The 18,963-nt window shown below is 60.3% G+C and carries 15 protein-coding genes; 9 read left to right on the top strand and 6 right to left on the bottom strand.

The features are described 5' to 3' along the window. Positions 1 to 173: 173 nt before the first annotated feature. Positions 174 to 1,259: an NAD(P)H-dependent flavin oxidoreductase gene (locus tag ACI7MX_RS21655; protein WP_405585851.1), complete on the top strand. Its 1,086-nt coding sequence runs from the start codon at positions 174 to 176 to the stop codon at positions 1,257 to 1,259. Here ACI7MX_RS21655 and ACI7MX_RS21650 read toward each other — a convergent pair. The 6 genes from ACI7MX_RS21650 to ACI7MX_RS21625 form a co-directional block, all read right to left on the bottom strand. Then, on the bottom strand, positions 1,232 to 2,545 hold the full coding sequence (locus ACI7MX_RS21650; RefSeq protein WP_314482377.1) for an MFS transporter: 1,314 nt from the start codon (positions 2,543 to 2,545) through the stop codon (positions 1,232 to 1,234). The two genes, ACI7MX_RS21655 and ACI7MX_RS21650, sit on opposite strands and share 28 nt — an antisense overlap. A 73-nt stretch (positions 2,546 to 2,618) precedes the next feature. Then, entirely contained in the window at positions 2,619 to 3,641 is a 1,023-nt protein-coding gene (dmpG, locus tag ACI7MX_RS21645; protein ID WP_405585847.1) for a 4-hydroxy-2-oxovalerate aldolase, read from the bottom strand. Between the two features lie 10 nt (positions 3,642 to 3,651). Next, positions 3,652 to 4,581: an acetaldehyde dehydrogenase (acetylating) gene (locus tag ACI7MX_RS21640; protein WP_122784337.1), complete on the bottom strand. Its 930-nt coding sequence runs from the start codon at positions 4,579 to 4,581 to the stop codon at positions 3,652 to 3,654. A 21-nt stretch (positions 4,582 to 4,602) separates the two neighbouring features. Further along, positions 4,603 to 5,394, bottom strand: coding sequence for a fumarylacetoacetate hydrolase family protein (locus ACI7MX_RS21635; protein WP_405585843.1), 792 nt, complete (start codon positions 5,392 to 5,394; stop codon positions 4,603 to 4,605). A 166-nt stretch (positions 5,395 to 5,560) separates the two neighbouring features. Continuing rightward, on the bottom strand, positions 5,561 to 6,334 hold the full coding sequence (locus tag ACI7MX_RS21630; protein WP_405585840.1) for a glucose 1-dehydrogenase: 774 nt from the start codon (positions 6,332 to 6,334) through the stop codon (positions 5,561 to 5,563). A 30-nt stretch (positions 6,335 to 6,364) separates the two neighbouring features. Further along, the gene (locus tag ACI7MX_RS21625; RefSeq protein WP_405585837.1) at positions 6,365 to 7,345 is read right to left on the bottom strand and encodes a flavin reductase; all 981 of its coding nucleotides are present in this window, start codon (positions 7,343 to 7,345) and stop codon (positions 6,365 to 6,367) included. A 195-nt stretch (positions 7,346 to 7,540) separates the two neighbouring features. Between ACI7MX_RS21625 and ACI7MX_RS21620 the strand changes: the two genes are divergently transcribed. The 8 genes from ACI7MX_RS21620 to ACI7MX_RS21585 all read left to right on the top strand — a co-directional run bounded on the left by ACI7MX_RS21620 (position 7,541) and on the right by ACI7MX_RS21585 (position 18,941). Further along, complete coding sequence (locus tag ACI7MX_RS21620; RefSeq protein ID WP_405585834.1) at positions 7,541 to 8,977, top strand: coniferyl aldehyde dehydrogenase; 1,437 nt, start codon at positions 7,541 to 7,543, stop codon at positions 8,975 to 8,977. A 186-nt stretch (positions 8,978 to 9,163) separates the two neighbouring features. Continuing rightward, positions 9,164 to 10,735, top strand: coding sequence for an amidase (locus ACI7MX_RS21615; protein WP_405585831.1), 1,572 nt, complete (start codon positions 9,164 to 9,166; stop codon positions 10,733 to 10,735). A 157-nt stretch (positions 10,736 to 10,892) separates the two neighbouring features. Next, positions 10,893 to 12,080: an acyl-CoA dehydrogenase family protein gene (locus tag ACI7MX_RS21610; protein WP_314486612.1), complete on the top strand. Its 1,188-nt coding sequence runs from the start codon at positions 10,893 to 10,895 to the stop codon at positions 12,078 to 12,080. Positions 12,081 to 12,119: 39 nt separating this feature from the next. Continuing rightward, positions 12,120 to 13,865, top strand: a complete 1,746-nt coding sequence (locus ACI7MX_RS21605) for an FAD-binding protein (RefSeq protein ID WP_405585827.1) — start codon at positions 12,120 to 12,122, stop codon at positions 13,863 to 13,865. Continuing rightward, entirely contained in the window at positions 13,862 to 15,580 is a 1,719-nt protein-coding gene (locus ACI7MX_RS21600; protein ID WP_405585824.1) for an FAD-binding protein, read from the top strand. The genes ACI7MX_RS21605 and ACI7MX_RS21600 overlap by 4 nt, the downstream gene beginning before the upstream one ends. Continuing rightward, positions 15,577 to 16,338: an SDR family oxidoreductase gene (locus ACI7MX_RS21595; RefSeq protein ID WP_405585821.1), complete on the top strand. Its 762-nt coding sequence runs from the start codon at positions 15,577 to 15,579 to the stop codon at positions 16,336 to 16,338. Before ACI7MX_RS21600 ends, ACI7MX_RS21595 begins: the two co-directional genes overlap by 4 nt. Position 16,339: 1 nt before the next feature. Then, a complete protein-coding gene (locus tag ACI7MX_RS21590) occupies positions 16,340 to 17,371 on the top strand; it encodes a ferredoxin--NADP reductase (protein ID WP_314486603.1) in 1,032 nt (343 codons plus the stop codon). A 19-nt stretch (positions 17,372 to 17,390) separates the two neighbouring features. Next, complete coding sequence (locus ACI7MX_RS21585) at positions 17,391 to 18,941, top strand: FadD3 family acyl-CoA ligase (RefSeq protein WP_405585818.1); 1,551 nt, start codon at positions 17,391 to 17,393, stop codon at positions 18,939 to 18,941. Positions 18,942 to 18,963: the final 22 nt, after the last annotated feature.

Below are 18,963 nucleotides of genomic sequence, written 5' to 3'. Positions count from 1 at the left end.
GCCGATCCTGATGACCTATTGGACAGCGCATGCTGATAAAGACGGAAAAGTGGTCTACTCGCCGGATATTTATAATTTCGACCCTGCGTTGATCGCGGCTCTGGCCAAACAGGGCTAAAGCCTGCGGCTGCGGCTACAGGTTCTTTACACGTTTAACTGTCATGAGATTTTTTATGCCCCGCTGGCCAGACTCACGTTTTACCGAATTGACAGGTATTACTCACCCCATTATTCAAGCGCCCATGCTCGGCGCTGGCAGCGAGGTCATGATTGGCGTTGCTCAGGCAGGCGGGCTGGGCTCACTGGCCTGTGCCACGTTAAGTCACGAAGCCATTCGCGCCGAGGTCGCGGCGTTTCGCGCCATCAGTGATCAGCCACTCAATCTGAACTTTTTCTGCCATCAAGCTCCCCAGCCTGACGACGCCCGTGCGCAGCACTGGAAATCGCTGTTCAAGCCCTATTACAAGGAGTTGGGCGCAGACTTTGACGCGCCCACCCCGGTGTCCAGCCGTGCGCCCTTTGATGAAGCGACCTGCGCCCTGGTCGAAGAACTACGCCCGCAGGTGGTGAGTTTTCATTTTGGCTTGCCCGAAGCCGCGCTGGTCGCGAGAGTAAAAGCCAGCGGCGCAACGATCATCAGCTCAGCCACCACAGTGGCCGAAGCCCAGTGGCTGGAGCATCACGGCTGCGATGCGATCATTGCCATGGGGTATGAAGCCGGTGGCCATCGGGCGATGTTTTTGAGCACCGACCTGACCAGCCAGATCGGCACCTTTGCCCTGGTGCCACAGATTGTGGATGCGGTCTCGGTGCCGGTGATTGCGGCAGGCGGTATTGCCGACGCGCGCGGCATTGCGGCTGCATTTGCGCTAGGGGCCAGCGCGGTACAAATCGGCACGGCGTATTTGTTCTGTCCGCAGGCCAAGGTCAGCCAACCGCATTACAAGGCCTTGCGCGAGGCAGGCTCCAGCGACACGGCGCTGACCAACTTGTTCACCGGGCGCCCGGCGCGCGGGATACTCAACCGGGTGATGCGCGAAATGGGCCCGATCAATCCTCAGGCGCCGGCTTTTCCGTTGGCGGGCGGTGTTTTGCTGCCGCTCAAGGCGATCAGCGAGCCTGCCGGTTCCGGTGACTTTATCAACCTGTGGGCGGGGCAGGCGTTCCCGTTAAGCCCCGGGCGCACAGCACAATTGTCGGCGTATGAGCTGACCCGCCGGTTGGTCGACGATTATGCAGTGCGCTCCACGGGCAAGTAGCCCGTGGGCGCGGCATGGCTGGAAGTGCGTATCAGCAGGGCAATGGACCCCAGCACCGGCAGGCTGACCAGCAGCAGTGCATAGCGCAGCGATTCCACGCCGAACCGAGGCACCAGCGCATCACTGAGCAGCCCGGCGAGCAAAGGCCCGGTGCCTACCCCCATCAGCGTAGAGACGATGGTCTGCAAGGCCATCGCTGTACCTCGGCGGTTGGCGGGTACCAGCTGGGTCACCAGATTGTAAGAAGGCGCTACCCACCACACCGCAAAAAAACTGTAGAACGCGCACCAGAGCATGGCGCTGGGCACAGGCACCTCTCCCAGGTACAGCCACACCGTCGAAGGCCATAACAGATAGGCGGCCAAGGCACAGGTCGCCGCCACGTGGCCAATAATCGGAATGCCCACTTGCCAATGCGGGTTGCGCGGTGTCAGGTGATCGCTCAACCAGCCGCTGAACAGCGCGCCGATCCCGGCAACCCCGCCACAGATAAACCCGGCCAGTAAGCCTGCGTGTTGCAACGACAGGCCATGGGAGCGCACCAGAAAGCTGGTATTCCACATACCGATGGCGTACGAACTGAGGGTGGTCAGGCCACCCGCCATAATCAAACAACGGTAAGCGGGCAGGGCCCACAGCTTGCGTGCTTCGCTGACCATACTTTGCAAGGGATGGGCGGCGTGTGTGCTGGCCAGATCCCAGCGTCCACGGGGTGGATCTTTGGCCAGCACGGCCAGCACCAGCGAAAACAGCAGCGCTGGCATGCCGATCACGATAAACGCCATGCGCCATCCATAGTGCTCGACCACCCAAGCGCCAAGGCTCAAGCCGATAACGGCAGAAAAGGTCGGTGCCGCCGTAAAGCAACTGATCGCAAACGAGCGCCGATGGGGTGGATACAAGTCGGCAATCATCGACATGGACGCCGACGTAGTGGGGGACTCGCTCACCGCCACGGCCATTCGCGCCAGTGCCAACATCCAGAAACTCACCGCCAGCCCACACAGCACCGTCGCCACCGCCCACAACAGGCAAGCGATGGCCAACAGGCGGGTGCGTGACATGCGATCCGCCAGGCGCCCGGCGGGCAGGGCGAGCAGGGCATAAACCCCAGCAAACGCCAGACCCGAGATCAGCCCCATGGCCGTATCGCTGACCCCGAATTCACGTTTGATCGGTTCAATCATCACCGCCAGAATCTGGCGGCCGACAAAGTTGTCGGCAAACACCGCAGCCAGCAACAACAGCAAAGCGTGGCTGCGCCAGCCGACGTGAGTGTCTGTCATAGTCGATTCCACCTTGATTAAAACGGCAAAGGCGCTGACCCGTCCTGCGTCAGCGCCTTTGTTCAGTGCCGCCTCAGGCCCGCTGGCGGGCGAGGGTCATGGCGGTGTCTTCGATCATGTCTTCCTGACCACCGACCATGCCGCGACGGCCCATTTCGACCAGAATTTCTCGTGCCGGCACCCCGTACTTTTTCTCGGCGCGCTTGGCGAACAATAGGAACGAGCCATAGACACCGGCATACCCCATGGTCAGGGCATCGCGGTCACTGCGGATCGGAAAGTCCATGATCGGCACCACCAGGTCTTCAGCCACGTCCTGAATGCCGAACACGCTGACCCCGGTTTCGATGCCCATGCGATCACACACCGCCACCAGAATTTCCATCGGCGTATTGCCCGCACCTGCGCCCAGACCGGCTGCGGCGGCGTCGATGCGCGTCGCACCGGCTTCGATGGCCGCGATGGAGTTGGACACGCCCATCGACAGGTTGTGGTGGCCGTGGAAGCCGATTTCGGTGTCCGGGTGCAGCGCTTCACGCATGGCCGCCACACGGGCCTTGATGTCATGGGGCAGCATGTAACCCGCCGAGTCGGTCAGGTAAATGCAGTTGGCGCCATAGCTCTCCATCAATTTGCCTTGCTTGACCAGTCCGTCGGGGCTGTTCATGTGCGCCATCATCAGAAAGCCCACGGTGTCCATGCCCAGCTTGCGCGCATAGGAAATGTGTTGTTCGGACACATCCGCCTCGGTGCAATGGGTGGCGACCCGAATCGTATTGACCCCTAGCTCATAGGCCATTTGCAGATGGTCTACCGTGCCGATGCCGGGCAGTAACAGGGCCGACACCTTGGCCTGTTTCATCATTGGAATTACTGCTGACAGGTACTGCTCATCGGTATGGGCGGGAAACCCGTAGTTCACTGAACTGCCGCCCAGGCCGTCACCGTGGGTGACTTCAATCAGCGGTACACCGGCCGCATCCAGCCCGCAGGCGATGCTTTTCATCTGCTCAAGGCTGATCTGGTGTCGCTTGGGGTGCATGCCGTCGCGCAGGCACATGTCATGCACGGTGATTTTTTTGCCGCGAAGATCCATGGGGTGCTCCTTAAGCGAGGGCGGGTTGAGCGGCGGTGGCCTTGAGTTGCAGCTCGCCGTTGAGGATTTCTTCGGCGAACATCTCGGCAGTGCGCGCCGCCGCAGCGGTCATGATGTCCAGGTTGCCGGCGTATTTGGGCAGGTAGTCACCCAGACCTTCGACTTCCATGAAGATCGACACCCGGTTGCCATCGAACACTGGGCCATTCACCAGCTTGTAGCCCGGCACGTACTGCTGCACTTGTTCAATCATGGCGTGCAGGGCTGCCGTAATGGCGGCTTGATCAGGTTCGGTTTCGGTCAGGCAATGCACGGTGTCGCGCATGATCAGTGGTGGCTCGGCAGGGTTGACGATAATGATCGCCTTGCCTTTTTTCGCACCGCCGACCTGTTCAATGGCATTGGCCGTGGTGCGGGTAAATTCGTCGATGTTTTTGCGCGTGCCAGGGCCGACCGATTTGGACGCCGCCGTGGCGACAATTTCGGCATACGCCACTGGCTGCACGCTGGAAACAGCCGCCACCAATGGAATGGTTGCCTGACCGCCGCAGGTGACCATGTTGACGTTCATCGCGCCGCGCTTGAGGTTGGCTTTGAGGTTCACCGGCGGCACGCAGTACGGGCCGATGGCGGCGGGCGTGAGGTCGATCATCAGCACGCCCAGCTCGTTGAGCTTGCGGCTGTTTTCGGCGTGTACATACGCCGACGTTGCGTCGAAGGCGATCTGGATGTTGTCGGCCAGTACATGCTCAAGCAGACCGTCGACGCCATCGCTGGTGGTTTTAAGACCCATCTCCCGGGCACGGCTCAGGCCTTCGGAGGTGGCATCAATGCCCACCATCCACACCGGCTCCAGAACCTCGCTGCGCAGCAATTTGTACAGCAGGTCAGTACCGATATTGCCCGGCCCGATCAGGGCACACTTTATTTTTCTGGTCATGGTCAGGGTCTCAGACGTGATTTAAGGCACAAAGCGCAGGCGGGCAGAGCCCAGACCGCTGAGGGTCAGGCTGACTTCATCGCCCGGTTGCACCGGCACCAGTGGCGCCAGTGCTCCAGACAGGATGATTTCGCCTTTGCGAAACGGGATGTCGAACTTGCCCAAGGTATTGGCCAGCCAGGCCACGGCCTCGCAGGGATGGCCCTGCACCGCTGAACCGAAACCGTGCCCGGCTGGCTGGCCGTTTTTCAGCAAGTGCAGCTCGACCTGGGTCAAGTCCACGGTGCGCGGGTCAATCCGTTGCTCGCCCAACGCGAACACACCGCAGGAGGCGTTATCGGCCACGGTGTCCTGAATGCGGATTTTCCAGTCGGCGATGCGCGAATCGACAATCTCGAAGCACGGCACCACCCATTGAGTGGCGGCCATGACATCTTCGGCCGTGATGCCCGGCCCGCTGAGGTCTTCAGCCAGGATAAAGGCGATTTCGCCTTCGGCCCGAGGTTGCACCAGATGATGGGCGCTGAAGCTCACCTCGCTGTTATCGGCGACGTGCATGCGGTTGGTCAGAAAGCCAAAGTCGGGTTGATGCACATCCAGCATGTCCTGAACGGCGCGGCTGGTGACGCCGATTTTTTTGCCGACCACCTGTTCGCCCAAGGCCACCCGCCGTTGCAAAAAGCGCAGGGAAATCTGGTACGCGGTTTCCAGGGTCAAGTCTGGGTAACGCTGGGTCAGCGGTTGCAGGCTGCGGCGCTCCAGCAACGCATGAAACAGCTCATCGCCCAGCGCTTCAATTAACTGTGAATCCATAAATATGCTCTCTAAATAGTCGTAGCAGTTGCCGAAGGCTACGTCCGGTTGCGAAGCAATCGTCAACCCACTGCACCCCGTTGACCTGACACAGCGCATTACCCTATTTTGCGACGGCTGCGCCGCCGGACGTAGCCTTCGGCAACTGCTACAGGTTGGAGATGGCTCAGCCCGGCCAGACGCTTGACTCCGCTCCGCCGTCGACTTCCAGAATCTTGCCCGTGACCCAGCGCGAAGCCGGGCTGGCCAGGTACAGCGCCGCCGCGGCAATGTCTTCAACGTCACCCAGACTTTGCAGCGGTGTGGCCGTGATCATGCTGTCGCGCATGGCCACCGGTAACACGCGGTTCAGGGCATCGGTCAGAATGGGCCCGGGGGCGATCGCATTGACCCGCACCAACGGCGCAAAATCCTGGGCCAGCAGGCGGGTCATATGGCTCAGCGCCGCCTTGGCGGTGCCGTAGGCGCTGAACTGGGTCTGCGCATAACGCGCCGCCCCTGAAGTGATATTGATAATGTTGCCCGTGCCGGCAGCGCGCATATGCGGCACGCAGAGTTGGCACAGGTGATAAGCCGACGACACGTTGAAACGCAGTATTTCTTCAAAGCGTTCGACACTGAGCGTTAATGGATCGTTGGGGCCGGCACCCCCGGCGTTATTGACCAAATGAGTGATAGCGCCCATGTATTCGCGGGCCTGCTCGATCAACGCGCTGCGTTGTTCATCGACCGTCACATCACAGACGATGGCCAACGCCCTTCGGCCCAGGCTGCGCACTTCTTCAGCCACGACCTCTACATCGCTCAAGGTGCGAGCAGCCAGCACCACATCGGCGCCCGCCTCGGCGTAGGCCAGTGCAATGCCCCGGCCAATGCCCCGGCCACCACCGGTAATGACCGCCACGCTGCCGGTCAGGTCGAAGCGTTTGATAATGCTCATAAGGGTCCTTTTCCTTCTTCTAATTAAAAATCAGCGGGGCGCCCACAAGTCAGGCAAGCCGGGATCGCTGACGCTGATCAGGCGCTTGAGCAGCACCTTGAGCGCTTGTGCATCACCGGGTCCCATCTTGGCCGCCAAATCTTCTTCCACCGCCTTGGCCAATGCCAATTGCTGCACAGAGGCTTCGCGTCCATTGGCGGTCAGCACATAGCGCGGGTCTTTGCTGCTGCCTTCGAGGGCAACCATGTTTTGTTTTTCAAGGAAGCGCATGCTCGCCAGCGTCACCACGTGCCCGGTGTAACTGACAAACGTATTGATTTCACTCAGGCTCAAGTTGTCGCGGATACACAACACCGACAGGATAAAAAAGGCATGCTCGTCAAGTTGCTGATTACTCAGCAGGCGGTGCAGGGCATCCAGCTGTTGATAGTGGGCACGACCCAGCAAATACCCCAGCAGGTCCTCGGTGTAACTGCATTCGGGCGGCGGCGGGGTGGTGGCCAGACGCAGCTCGCTGCGGGGTTTGCGGGTGGCCAGTGCATATTGACCGCTTTGAAAGGCCAGCGGGGCGCGGTCGCTGTGGTCGAATGCGAGCACCTCGCCGACGAAAATCACATGGTCGCCGCCTTCATATTGAAAGGCCGTGCGGCACTGGAAGCGTGCCGTGCAGTCCTGCAACAAAGGCGCTTCGCTGATGCCATTGTCGAGCTGGATTTGCTCGAACTTGTTTTCACCTTGCATGGCAAAGCGCCCGGACAGAGGCTCCTGATCAGTCGACAGAACGTGCACGTTCCAGTGTTTGCCGGACGTGAAAACCGGCAGGCTGCGAGCGGTTTTGGCCAGGCTCCACAACACCAGCGGCGGGTTAAGCGACACCGAGTTAAAGCTATTGGCGGTGATGCCAATGGGCGAACCGTCCTCCGCCTGGGTGGTGATGATGGTCACCCCGGTGGTGAAGGTGCCGAGCGCGGTACGAAATGCCTGTGGATCGAAACTGCTTTGCACTGCCATGACGGACCCCATGGATTGAATTGGCGTGCTGGCAGTATTCCCCTGGCAAAGGTGTGTTACATCGTCTTAACGGACTAACGAATTGAGCCGATTATCGTCCGATTGGACGAGGCGTGCAGACCGTGATTTGTCTAGCGTCGGAGCACTTTAATGTCAGCGCGCCATAGCCCGCATTTGCCCTCAGAGGACACGCCCATGACCTATCCCGACACCGCCCCCGAACAGTTGCCCGGCCTGCTGGCCGCGCAGAAAAAAGCCTTTATCGAGGCGGGTCCGGTCAGTGCCGCGCAGCGCCAGGAACGGATTCAGCGGGTCATCGAGCTTTTGGTGCGCTATCAGCAGCCGCTGGTAGAAGCCATCGATCAGGATTTCGGCGGGCGGCCCCAAGGGTTTTCCTTAATGAATGACGTGCTGGGTTCGCTGGCATCGCTTAAATATGCCCGTGACCACCTTTCGGGCTGGATGGAAGACGAGCCGCGTGAAGTGTTTGCCCCTTATGACCAACTGGGCGCCAAGGCCTGGGTCATGCATCAGCCCAAAGGCTCCATTGGCATTCTGGGCACTTGGAATGCGCCGCTGTTTACCTTGCTCAGCCCCCTGGCGTGCGTGCTGGCGGCGGGCAATCGGGCGATACTCAAACCATCGGAAGTGGTGCCGCGCACGGCCGCTGTGCTGGCAAACGCATTTGCCGATATGTTTGACCCGCTTGAAGTCGCCGTGGTGTTGGGTGATGCCAACGTAGCCCAGGCTTTGACCGCACAGCCGTTAGACCATCTGGTCTTCACCGGCAGCACGGCAGTGGCCCGTTCGGTGATGCGCAACGCCGCCGAAAACCTGGTGCCGCTAACCCTTGAGTTGGGGGGCAAATCCCCGGTGATCATTTCCCGCAGCGCCGAGCTGGCCAAGGCCGCGTTCAGCATTGCCGTGGCCAAAGCCAACAACGGTGGGCAGATCTGCATCAATCCGGACGTGGTGTATGTCCCCCGTGAGCAGCTCGAAGACTTTATCGGTGCCTTGCACGTGGCCTACAACGACCTGTGTCCCACTGTTGAGGGCAACCCTGACGTGGTGGCGGTGGTCAATGCGCGCCATTTGCAGCGTGTTGAAGGCTATGTGCAAGACGCACGGGAGCGTGGTGCTCGGGTAGAAAGCTTTCCGCAGGCACTCAAGGCCGATGAGCAGGCACGGCGTCGACCGCTGCAAGTGGTCATCGACCCGCCACGGGACAGCCGGATCATGCACGAAGAAATATTTGGGCCGGCGTTGGTGGTGCTGCCCTACGACCAGATTGAACAGGCGCTGGAGGATATTCACAGCCGTGAGCGACCATTGGCGCTGTATTACTTCGGTCAGGACGAGGAAGAGCAGCGCTATGTGTTGCAGCACAGCATTTCGGGCGGCGTTACGATCAATGACGTGATGATGCACGCCGCCTTGCACGATGCGCCGTTTGGCGGCATAGGCGCTTCCGGTATGGGGCATTATCACGGTCGCGAAGGCTTTTTGGAGTTCAGCCATATGCGCACCGTGTTCAAGGCGCCGAGCCATGATCCGCGCCGTGAATGGGGACTCTTGCCACCCTATGGCGAGCACTTTTTGCCGACCATGCAGTCGATGGTCACGGCTTTGTAGCCGCTGCCCCAACTGGAATTTAGCTGAAATACGAAAACGCTGTAGCCGCTGTCGAGGAACGAAGGCTGCGATAAGGACCGAAGGGCCTTCAACATTTTCAGGGCCGCTACGCTGCCCATCGCAGCCTTCGTTCCTCGTCAACGGCTACGGGAAAAATTTCCATAAAAATAAGATTAAAGCTGGAGTATGACTTTGCAAAACCCTGCCGCAACACCTGAAGAATCTGCTGGTTGGCAACGACGCCACGTGCTCAAGGCGGGCGCAGTGGCCGCAGGCGTTGGCCTGCTCGGCCGTTTTGCCCATGCGAGTGGTATTGATGCCGTTTCACCTGCCGACTATCAGTCGATGGACGCCTGGGACATGGCCAACGCCGTGCGCAAGGGTGAACTGGCGCCAGAGCACCTGCTGGCGGCCGCGATGGCGCGCTGTGATGCCGTCAACCCCAAGGTCAATGCGGTCAACATGCGACATGACGAATACGCCACTGCGTTGCTCAAGTCCCGCCGCGCTGCCGGTACGTCGAACGCTGGCGCCTTGGCGGGAGTCCCGATCCTGATCAAAGACCTCAATACGCCACTGGAGGGCACCCGCACCACTCATGGCTGCCGCTTGTACAAGGACGCACCTCTGGCCACTCAAACCAGCACCTTGATTGCCCGGTATCAGAACCAGGGAGCGGTGCCATTCGGCAAAACGACCTGCCCGGAATTCGGCCTGACCACCACCACCGAGTCGCTGCTGTGGGGGCAAACCCGCAACCCGTGGAACTTGGCCCATAGCGCAGGTGGCTCCTCCGGCGGGGCAGCGGCAGCGGTGGCCGCCGGGATTGTGCCCGTGGCCCATGCCACCGATGGCGGGGGGTCTATCCGTATTCCGGCGTCCTATTGCGGCGTGGTGGGTCTTAAGCCCAGCCGCTACCGCACACCCAGCGGCCCCGGAAAGTATGAAGGCTGGTTTGGGGCCAGCGTGGGCAACGTGGTGTCGCGCAATATCCGCGATATGGCCTTGTTTCTCGACATCGGCCAAGGCCATGAACCCGGCAGCCCGTATTGGGCGAAGCCACTGGTGCGCCCTTATGTAGAAGAAATCCAAACTGCACCCGGCACGTTGCGCATTGGTCTGGTGCGTGAGTCCTTGACCGGCTCGCCACTGGACCCTGACGTGGCGCGAGTCCTGGATGAGACCGTCAAGCGACTCAGTGCGATGGGGCACCACGTTGAAGAGGTGCAGCTTAAAGTCGACCCGCGCCAATTGTTTGGAGCCCACGGTTCGGTGATTGGCGATGCCTTGCTGACCATGGTGCATGACCGTGAGCAAGCACTGGGGCGCACGGCCACGGCGGACGACTTTGAGCGCATTACGCAGGTGGTGCTGGGCAATGCCAAAAATGTCACGGGCGAAGGGTTGTACCGCGCACGGCAATCGTTCGAAAGCATTGGCGGCTACATGGAGCAGCAGTTTCAGACATTTGACGTAATCCTGTCGCCGGTCACAGCCAACGTCACGCCGAAGCTGGGTTTGCTCAGTCTCGACCAACCGTGGGACAGCTACGCCAACAACGCCATGGGCAGTGCGGCGTTTACCGTGCTGGCCAATGTCAGTGGGCAACCGGCGATTTCGCTCCCGGTGGGCATGAGTAATAACGGCTTGCCCATCGGCATGATGTTTACCGGGCCATTGGGCGGGGAAGACGTGCTGCTGCGCTTGAGTGCGCAGATTGAGCAGGATCGGGGGTGGGCGAAGTTGCCGGTTTTTTGAAGGCGCCTCTGAACCTCGTCAACGACTACGGTTTTAGTGGGCGCCACCCTGTAACACCTAGTCCACTTTGACGATGATGCCCATCGCCACAGGCTGGATTATCCGTCATACAGCGCCCGCGCATTCGCGCAGCGAGAGACTGACGGAGAACACACGGATGGATCAGATACGAGAGAAAAGTCCGATAGAGCTTGAGCTGCTGGAGCGCGCGCGGCAATTGATTCCCGCGCTCAAAAGTCGCTCGGCTCAGGCGGACAAGGACTGCAAGCTGCCCGACGCAACCGTGCGCGATATGCAAGAGGCCGGTCTGTTTCGTGCCTTGCAGCCCAAGATGTGGGGCGGTCACGAAGTGGATCCGCGCACGTTCTTTGAGATCCAGATGACCTTGGCCGAAGGCTGTATGTCAACCGCCTGGGTGTACGGCGTGGTCGGTGTTCACCCTTGGCAACTGGCGCGTTACCCGGTTGAGGCGCAACGCGACGTGTGGGGTGAAGACAGCTCCACGCTGGTGGCTTCGACCTATATGCCGGTGGCTAAAGTCACGCCGGTCAAGGGCGGTTATCAGGTCAGCGGGCGATGGGGTTTTTCCAGCGGTAGCCAGCATGCCAAATGGTGTTTGCTCGGCGGGATCGTCCCGCAAGATGAAATGGGCCCGACCGAACACGGCACCTTTCTGATTCCGTCCACCGATTACCGGATCGAGCAGAACTGGGATGTGCTGGGCCTGCGCGGCAGCGGCAGCCACGACATTATTGTCGAGGATGTGTTTGTGCCGGCGCATCGCGTGCAACGCACCAACAACTACAGCATCGAGGCCACCCCCGGACGGCTGGTCAATACCCATCCGATGTACGCCATTCCCTTTGCTCAAGTGTTTGCCCGGGCCGTATCGACATCGGCCATTGGCGCGCTGCAAGGGGCGATCAATGAGTTTCGCGACAACGCAGCCAAGCATATCGGCAAGCATGGCGCGAAAACCGCTGAAGACCCGGCAGCACAGGCGGCTGTGGCAGAAGCCACTATCACCGTCGACGCGCTCAAGCTGGTACTGATGCGCAACTACGCCAACCTGATGGCGCTGGCCACAGCAGGTGAGTACCCGGACGTTGAAACCCGTTTGCTGTATCGCTACCAGTCTTCTCATGTGACCAATGTGTGCGCCGATCGGGTCAGCGACCTGCTGCGCTGCATGGCGGCCTCGGGGTTGTACAACACGAACCCGGTGGCCCGATATTTCCGCGACCTGCATCAGGCGCGCGGGCACATTGCCAACAATGAGGCGGCTTACCGTCGCAGCTTCGGTGTAGTGCAGTTGGGCCTGCCTAACGCAGACCCGTTTGTTTGATCCTGTGAATTTCTGACCTCAGCGGATGGCATAACAATAATGACGGCTCAAGTTCAGTCTCAGTCCACCTATGACGTAATAGTGGTTGGCTCCGGTGCCGGGGCTATGACTTCGGCACTGTTTGCTGCCGATCAAGGCCTTTCGGTACTGATTGTCGAGAAAAGCGACAAGTACGGCGGCACCTCGGCGATTTCCGGCGGGGGGATCTGGATCCCCAATAACCATTACTTCGCCGCCATAGGCGGACAGGACAGCTCTGAGTTGTCGATGCAATACCTCAAGGCCGCCACGGGTGAGCACGGTGATCCTGTGCGGTTGCAGGCGTATCTGGACAACGCCGCTGCCATGATCAAAACGCTCACTGAAACCAGCCGCGTGCGTTACGCCGTGGCGGCCAAATATCCGGATTACTACCCGCAGTTGCCCGGCGCGCTGGCCGGTGGCCGCACCCTGGACCCGGAACTGTTTGACACCAGCCTGTTGGCCGAAGAATTGCCCAACCTGCGCAAACCTTCGCCGTCGACTTTGTTGATGGGGCGCATTGCATGGACGGCACGGGATGCGCACAAGGCCATGGCGCGCAGTTTTGGCTGGCAATGGCTGATTTTCAAATTGATGGCGCGTTACAAGCTCGACTTCAAATGGCGACGCAAGAGCAAATATGACCGCCGTGCGGCACTGGGCAGTTCACTGGTAGCGTCCTTGCGTCGCTCACTGATGGACCGCAACGTGCCGCTCTGGCTCAACACCGATTTTAAGGACGTTGTGCTCGACGGCGACCGCGTGTGCGGGATCACCGTGACCACGGGCGGCAAAGTGATGGAACTCAAGGCGCGGCGCGGAGTGATTTTCGGCTCCGGTGGTTTTGAGCAGAATCAGACCCTGCGCGAAAAATTTCTGCCACAACCCACCTTGGCTAAATGGAGCGCTACGCCGCCGGGCAACAACACCGGTGCAGCGCTGGAAGCGGGGATGAACATCGGCGCGGCCACCGCGTTGATGGACTGGGCCTGGTGGGCGCCGACCATTGCCGTGCCCGGGGAAGAAAAACCCCGGGGCGTGTTTGCCGAGCGGGCGTTTCCCGGCGCCATCGTGGTCAACAGCCTGGGCCATCGCTTTGTCAACGAAGCAGCGCCGTATCTCGAATTTGTCGACGCCATGTACAAGGACAACCACAAAACCGGCGGCCAGTCGGTGCCGTCGTGGGTGATTTTCGACGGTCACTTCCGGTTCCATTACGCGATGGGCCCGTTGATGCCAGCGCAGGTTGTACCCGACAGCCGCTTGCGCAAGGAATGGCTCAACACCCTGTATTGGAAAGCTGACAGCCTGGACGCGCTGGCGGAGCAAATCGGCGTGGACGCTGGCGGGTTGAACAGCACGGTCAGCAAGGTCAATGCGTACGCGCAAACCGGCGTTGATCTGGACTTCGACCGGGGTGGCAACGTGTTTGACCGCTATTACGGCGATAGCAATATCAAACCCAACCCATGCCTGGCTCCGCTGCGCAAAGGCCCGTATTACGCCATGCGACTGGATGCCGGAGACATTGGCACCAAAGGCGGGCTACTGACCAACCAGTTTGCCCAGGTGGTGCGTGAAAACGGTCAGCCGATTGCCGGGCTCTATGCCATCGGCAACTGCTCGGCCTCCGTGATGGGCACCAGCTATCCCGGCGCGGGCGGCACCCTTGGCCCGGCGATGACCTTTGGTTATATCGCAGCCAACCACATTGCCCGCCATGTGCCGGCCACCGCAGACAGTCGCGAGAAGGTGCTGTCATGAACCGGGCCAAGGTCGACACCAACACCCCGATCCTCGCGCCGTTGCAGGGGCACACCCTGACGGAACAGGACTGGCACGACAGCTGTGATGTGCTGGTCATCGGTTGGGGCGCGGCCGGAGCCTGCGCAGCGCTGGAAGCCCGCAGCCAGGGCTGTGAGGTGATGGTGGCCGACCGTTTCACCGGCGGCGGGGCGAGTGCCAAAAGTGGCGGTGTGGTTTACGCCGGCGGTGGCACACAACAACAGCAAGACGCGGGTTTCAACGACAGCCCGCAAGCGATGTTTGACTACCTCAAGCACGAAACCCAGGGCGTGATCAGCGACGCCACGCTGCGTAAATTTTGCGCGGACAGTGTGAGCAATCTGAACTGGCTGGAAGGCCACGGCGCACGCTTCGCCCACAGCGTGCCACCGGGCGGTAAAACCTCATACCCCAGCGACGGGTACTTCTTGTATTACTCGGGCAATGAAAAAGTGCCGGCTTATGCCGGATCTCAACCCCCCGCACCCCGTGGCCATCGCACGGTCGGCAAAGGGCAGTGCGGCGCCGTGCTGTATGCGCAACTCAAAGACGCCTGCCTGCGCGCCGGTGTGCAACCTTTGCTGCAATCGGCCGCACGGCGGATGGTGGTGGACGCCACCGGGCGTGTCGTCGGGGCTGAGCTATGGAGCTTGCCCGCAGGCAGTCGCGAGGCGCACCTGCATGCGCGTCTGGCCGCACGTGCCGAACGCTTGCAAAACTTTGCCCCCGGTTACTGTGATCGCTTGCGGCAAAAGGTGGCCCAGCTTGAACGCGATCATGCGCAGCCGATGTTGGTGCGGGCGCGTCTCGGCGTGATTCTCAGCACCGGCGGCTTTATCTTCAACCGTGACTTGATCCGCGAGCATGCGCCCAAATTTCGCCGCAATTTTAAAGTCGGTGCCACGGGCTGTGACGGCAGCGGCTTGCGCCTGGGCCAGTCAGTGGGCGCGCAAAGTGAACGCCTGAGCCGAGTCTCGGCCTGGCGCTTTATCAATCCGCCGTATTGCTGGCCCAAAGGGATTGTGGTCAACACGCAGGGGCAACGCTTTTGCAACGAAGAAGTGTACGGCGCGACCTTGGGTCAGCCCCTCTGTGAAGAGCAGGGTGGTCAGGCCTGGTTGGTGCTGGACGCACGTTTGCGTCAACAGGCGATTCGCCAGGCGTTGTTCGGCGGTTATTGGTGGTTTCAGAGCGTGCCGGCGTTGGCGTTGATGTTGCTGCGGGTGCGCAAGGGACAAAGCCCTGATCAACTGGCACAGGCATGCGGCATGCAGCCCGGCCAGTTGAATGGCGCGCTTCGCGCTTATAACGCTGCAGCGCGGGGAGAGGCCGAGGATGCTTTTGGTAAGTCTCGGGAGAGCCGCCAAGTGCTCGACAAGGGCCCGTTTTACGCCTGCAACATCAGCGTCGATAACCCGATTTTTCCGTTGGGCGCCTTAACCCTGGGCGGGCTTAAAGTCGATGAAAACAACGGCGCGGTATTGGATGATCTCGGCCAGCCTATTGCCGGGCTGTTCAGCGCCGGGCGTACCGCCATTGGCGTCGCTTCGCACCTGTATATCAGCGGTTTGTCGCTGGCCGATTGTGTGTTTTCAGGGCGCCGCGCGGGTCTGGCGGTCAGCAAAACCCGCTCTGCAGACGGCTTGGTGCAGCCGTCAACCCACAGCCCCGCCTTAGAAGGGACAATCCCATGAGTGCACGCGTGGCAGGTAAAGTCGCCTTGATTACCGGGGGTGCCAGTGGCGTGGGCCGGGCCAGCGCGCTGTTGTTGGCCCGCGAAGGTGCACGCGTGGTGATCAGTGACATAGACGTCGAAAGCGGGCTGGCGTTGGCAGAAGAAATAGGCCCTTCGGCTTTCTTCATCGAACACGACGCTAGCAGCGAGGCGGACTGGGCACGGGTGATCGAAACCCTGCGGCTGCGTTATGGCCAGCTCGACATTCTGTTCAACAACGCCGGAATTCTGCTCAAGGGCGATATCGAACACACGACTTACAGTGATTGGCAGCGTGTTCAACGGATTAACTCCGACAGTGTCTTTCTGGGCTGTCGCGCCGCCATTGCCCTGATGAAAGAAGGTGCAGGCGGTTCGATTATCAATATGTCGTCAATTGCTGGCGTGGCCGGGCGTGACGACTACACCGCCTACAGTGCCTCCAAAGGCGCCGTGGCAGCCCTGTCGCGTACCGTGGCGGTGCTGTGCCGCCGCCGCAAATACCGCATTCGCTGCAACTCCTTGCACCCTGACGGCATCCTCACGCCCATGACCACGGCGACACTGCCAGCAGGGCTGGACCCGTGGAGCCTGACCATCGACGCCGACCCTATGGGCCGTATGTGCCTGCCCGAAGATGTCGCCGCCAGTGTTCTGTTTTTAGCCAGCGAAGAGTCGCGGGCCATCAATGGCATTGAGCTGCGCATCGACAGTGGCCAGTTTGTGATGAGTATTTAAGATGAATACACCGGCCTATATCTCCCTGCGTGTGGCGCAAATCATCAGCGAAACCCACGACAGCAAGTCGTTGGTGTTCGATGTGCCTGAGGCCATGCGTGCACAATTTGCCTATAAGGCGGGTCAATTTCTGACCTTGCGCGTTCCCCACGAAGGCGGTTGGTTACCCCGGTGTTACTCGCTGTCGAGCACCCCACTGGTGGACGAACCCCTGCGCGTCACCATCAAGCAAGTGCGCGATGGCCGCGCCTCCAACTGGCTGTGCCAGCAACTGCGTGAAGGCGATCAGCTTGAAGTGCTGGTACCGGCTGGCGTGTTTGTGCCACGGCATTTTGACGATGACTTCATTCTGTTTGGCGGCGGCAGCGGGGTGACGCCGGTGCTGTCCATCCTGCGTTCTGCGTTGATCGCGGGCACAGGCAATATCCTGCTGATCTACGCCAACCGCGATGAAGCCTCGGTCATCTTTGCCGCTGAACTCAAAGCCTTGGCCAGCGCGTACCCGCAGCGCCTGCAAGTGATTCACTGGCTGGACTCGGTACAGGGTATTCCAGCCGTGGCCCAATTGGCGCAGATGGCCAAACCCTTTACCCATGCCCAAGCCTATATTTGTGGCCCCGGGCCGTTTATGGATGCCGCCGTTAGCGCATTGCAGCATATCGGCATGGACCACGGGCGCATTCACGTTGAGCGGTTTGTCTCGCTGCCTGAAGAGGGCAGCGTGGCGGCCCCGGCTGCGGTCAACACCGACGTGATCGGCAGCCAACTCTCGGTGCGACTGGATGGCGAAGAATACGAAGTCCCCTGCGCCGAAGGTGAAACTCTGCTTAACGCCATGCAGCGTGCGGGTTTAAGCCCGCCCAGCTCATGCCTTGTCGGCTCCTGCGCGACCTGCATGTGCACCGTTGAGCGCGGCAGTGTCGACATGCTGCGAAACGATGCCCTCGACGCCCAGGAGCTCAATGACGGCTGGGTGCTGGCGTGTCAATCGGTGCCCAGCAGCGAACACCTGCGCGTGTGCTTTCCTGAATAACCTGCCAGACGAGTATTCGATGACTTCCAGCCCGAACAGCATTCCCGAGTTAATTCAGTTTGCAGCCCAAGCGCATGCAGGGCGTACCGCCATCGAAGAAAATGGCCTGTGCACCGACTACCGAGAGTTGCCGCACTTGGCGCTGGGCGTCACCCGCAGCCTGATGGCGCTGGGCATTCGCAAAGGTGATCGCGTAGCGATCTGGGCACCCAACGGCCGCGACTGGATCATTGCCGCGCTGGGTATCCATTGCGCTGGTGCGGTGATGGTGCCGATCAATACCCGCATGAAAGGTAACGAAGCGGCCGACATCCTGCACCGCAGTGGCACTCGGTTATTGTTCGTGCAACCGGATTTTCTCGGTATCGATTACCTGGCTTTGTTGGCGCCTCATCGACCGATTGGCCTGGAACAGTTAGTCAAGCTCGGCGACGCCAATGCCTGGGACACGTTTTTGTCACTGGGCGCTGCGATTAGCGAGGAGGACGCCCAGGCACGCGCGGCCAGCGTGGGTGCGCAAGACTTGAGCGACTTGCTGTTCACCTCGGGCACCACGGGTAAACCCAAAGGCGTCATGAGCGCACACGGGCAAAATATTCGCGCGTTCAGTGAGTACGTGAAAGTCATTGGCCTTGTGGCGGGCGACCGCTATTTGGTCATCAACCCGTTCTTCCATGCCTTCGGCTACAAAGCCGGATGGCTGACCTGCTTGCTGGCAGGCGCGACAATCTTGCCGCACCCGGTCTTTGATGCCGAAGCCGTGTTTCAGCGCATTGCAGCTGAACGAATCAACGTACTGCCAGGGCCACCAACCTTATACCTGTCCATGCTGGCCCATCCCAAGCTGGCCGAGACCGACCTGTCGAGCCTGCGCATTGCCGTCACGGGCGCGGCCACCATCCCGCCAATCCTGATAGAACGCATGCGTCGCGAGCTGGGTTTTGCCGTAGTGACCACGGCCTATGGTTTGACCGAGTGTGGTGGCTTGGCCACCATTTGTGACCCTGACGCCGCCAGCGACGTGATCGCAGGCACCAGCGGGCGGGCGATTCCAGGTACTGAAGTGAGTATTCGCGACCCGCAGAACCAAGCGTTGGCGGCAGGTTCAACAGGCGAAATCTGCCTGCGTGGTTTTCATGTCATGCAGGGGTATTTTGAAGACCCTAAAGCGACGGCTGAAACCATCGACTCAGAGGGCTGGTTGCACACGGGTGATATAGGCGAGTTGGACGTGGCCGGGAATCTGCGGATTACCGATCGTTTGAAAGACATGTTTATCGTCGGTGGATTTAACTGTTACCCGGCAGAAATCGAAGCGGGCTTGATCGAGCATCCGGCGATTGCTCAGGTTGCGGTGATTGGCGTGCCTGATGAACGCATGGGCGAGGTGGGTTGTGCCTGCGTGGTGTTGCGCCATGAGCAAACGCTGGATGAGGCCGGCTTGATTCAATGGGCGCGCGAGCATATGGCCAATTACAAAGTGCCCAGAGTTGTGCGTTTTTATGATGCATTGCCGGTCAATGCGTCGAATAAAGTAGCGAAGAATGAATTGCGCGCGGCGTGGCATTAGGGCCGTTACAGTAACCATAGAT

The organism is Pseudomonas sp. 2024-210 (genome assembly GCF_045062345.1).
Classification (GTDB): domain Bacteria; phylum Pseudomonadota; class Gammaproteobacteria; order Pseudomonadales; family Pseudomonadaceae; genus Aquipseudomonas.
This window is presented reverse-complemented; position numbering and strand designations above follow the sequence as displayed.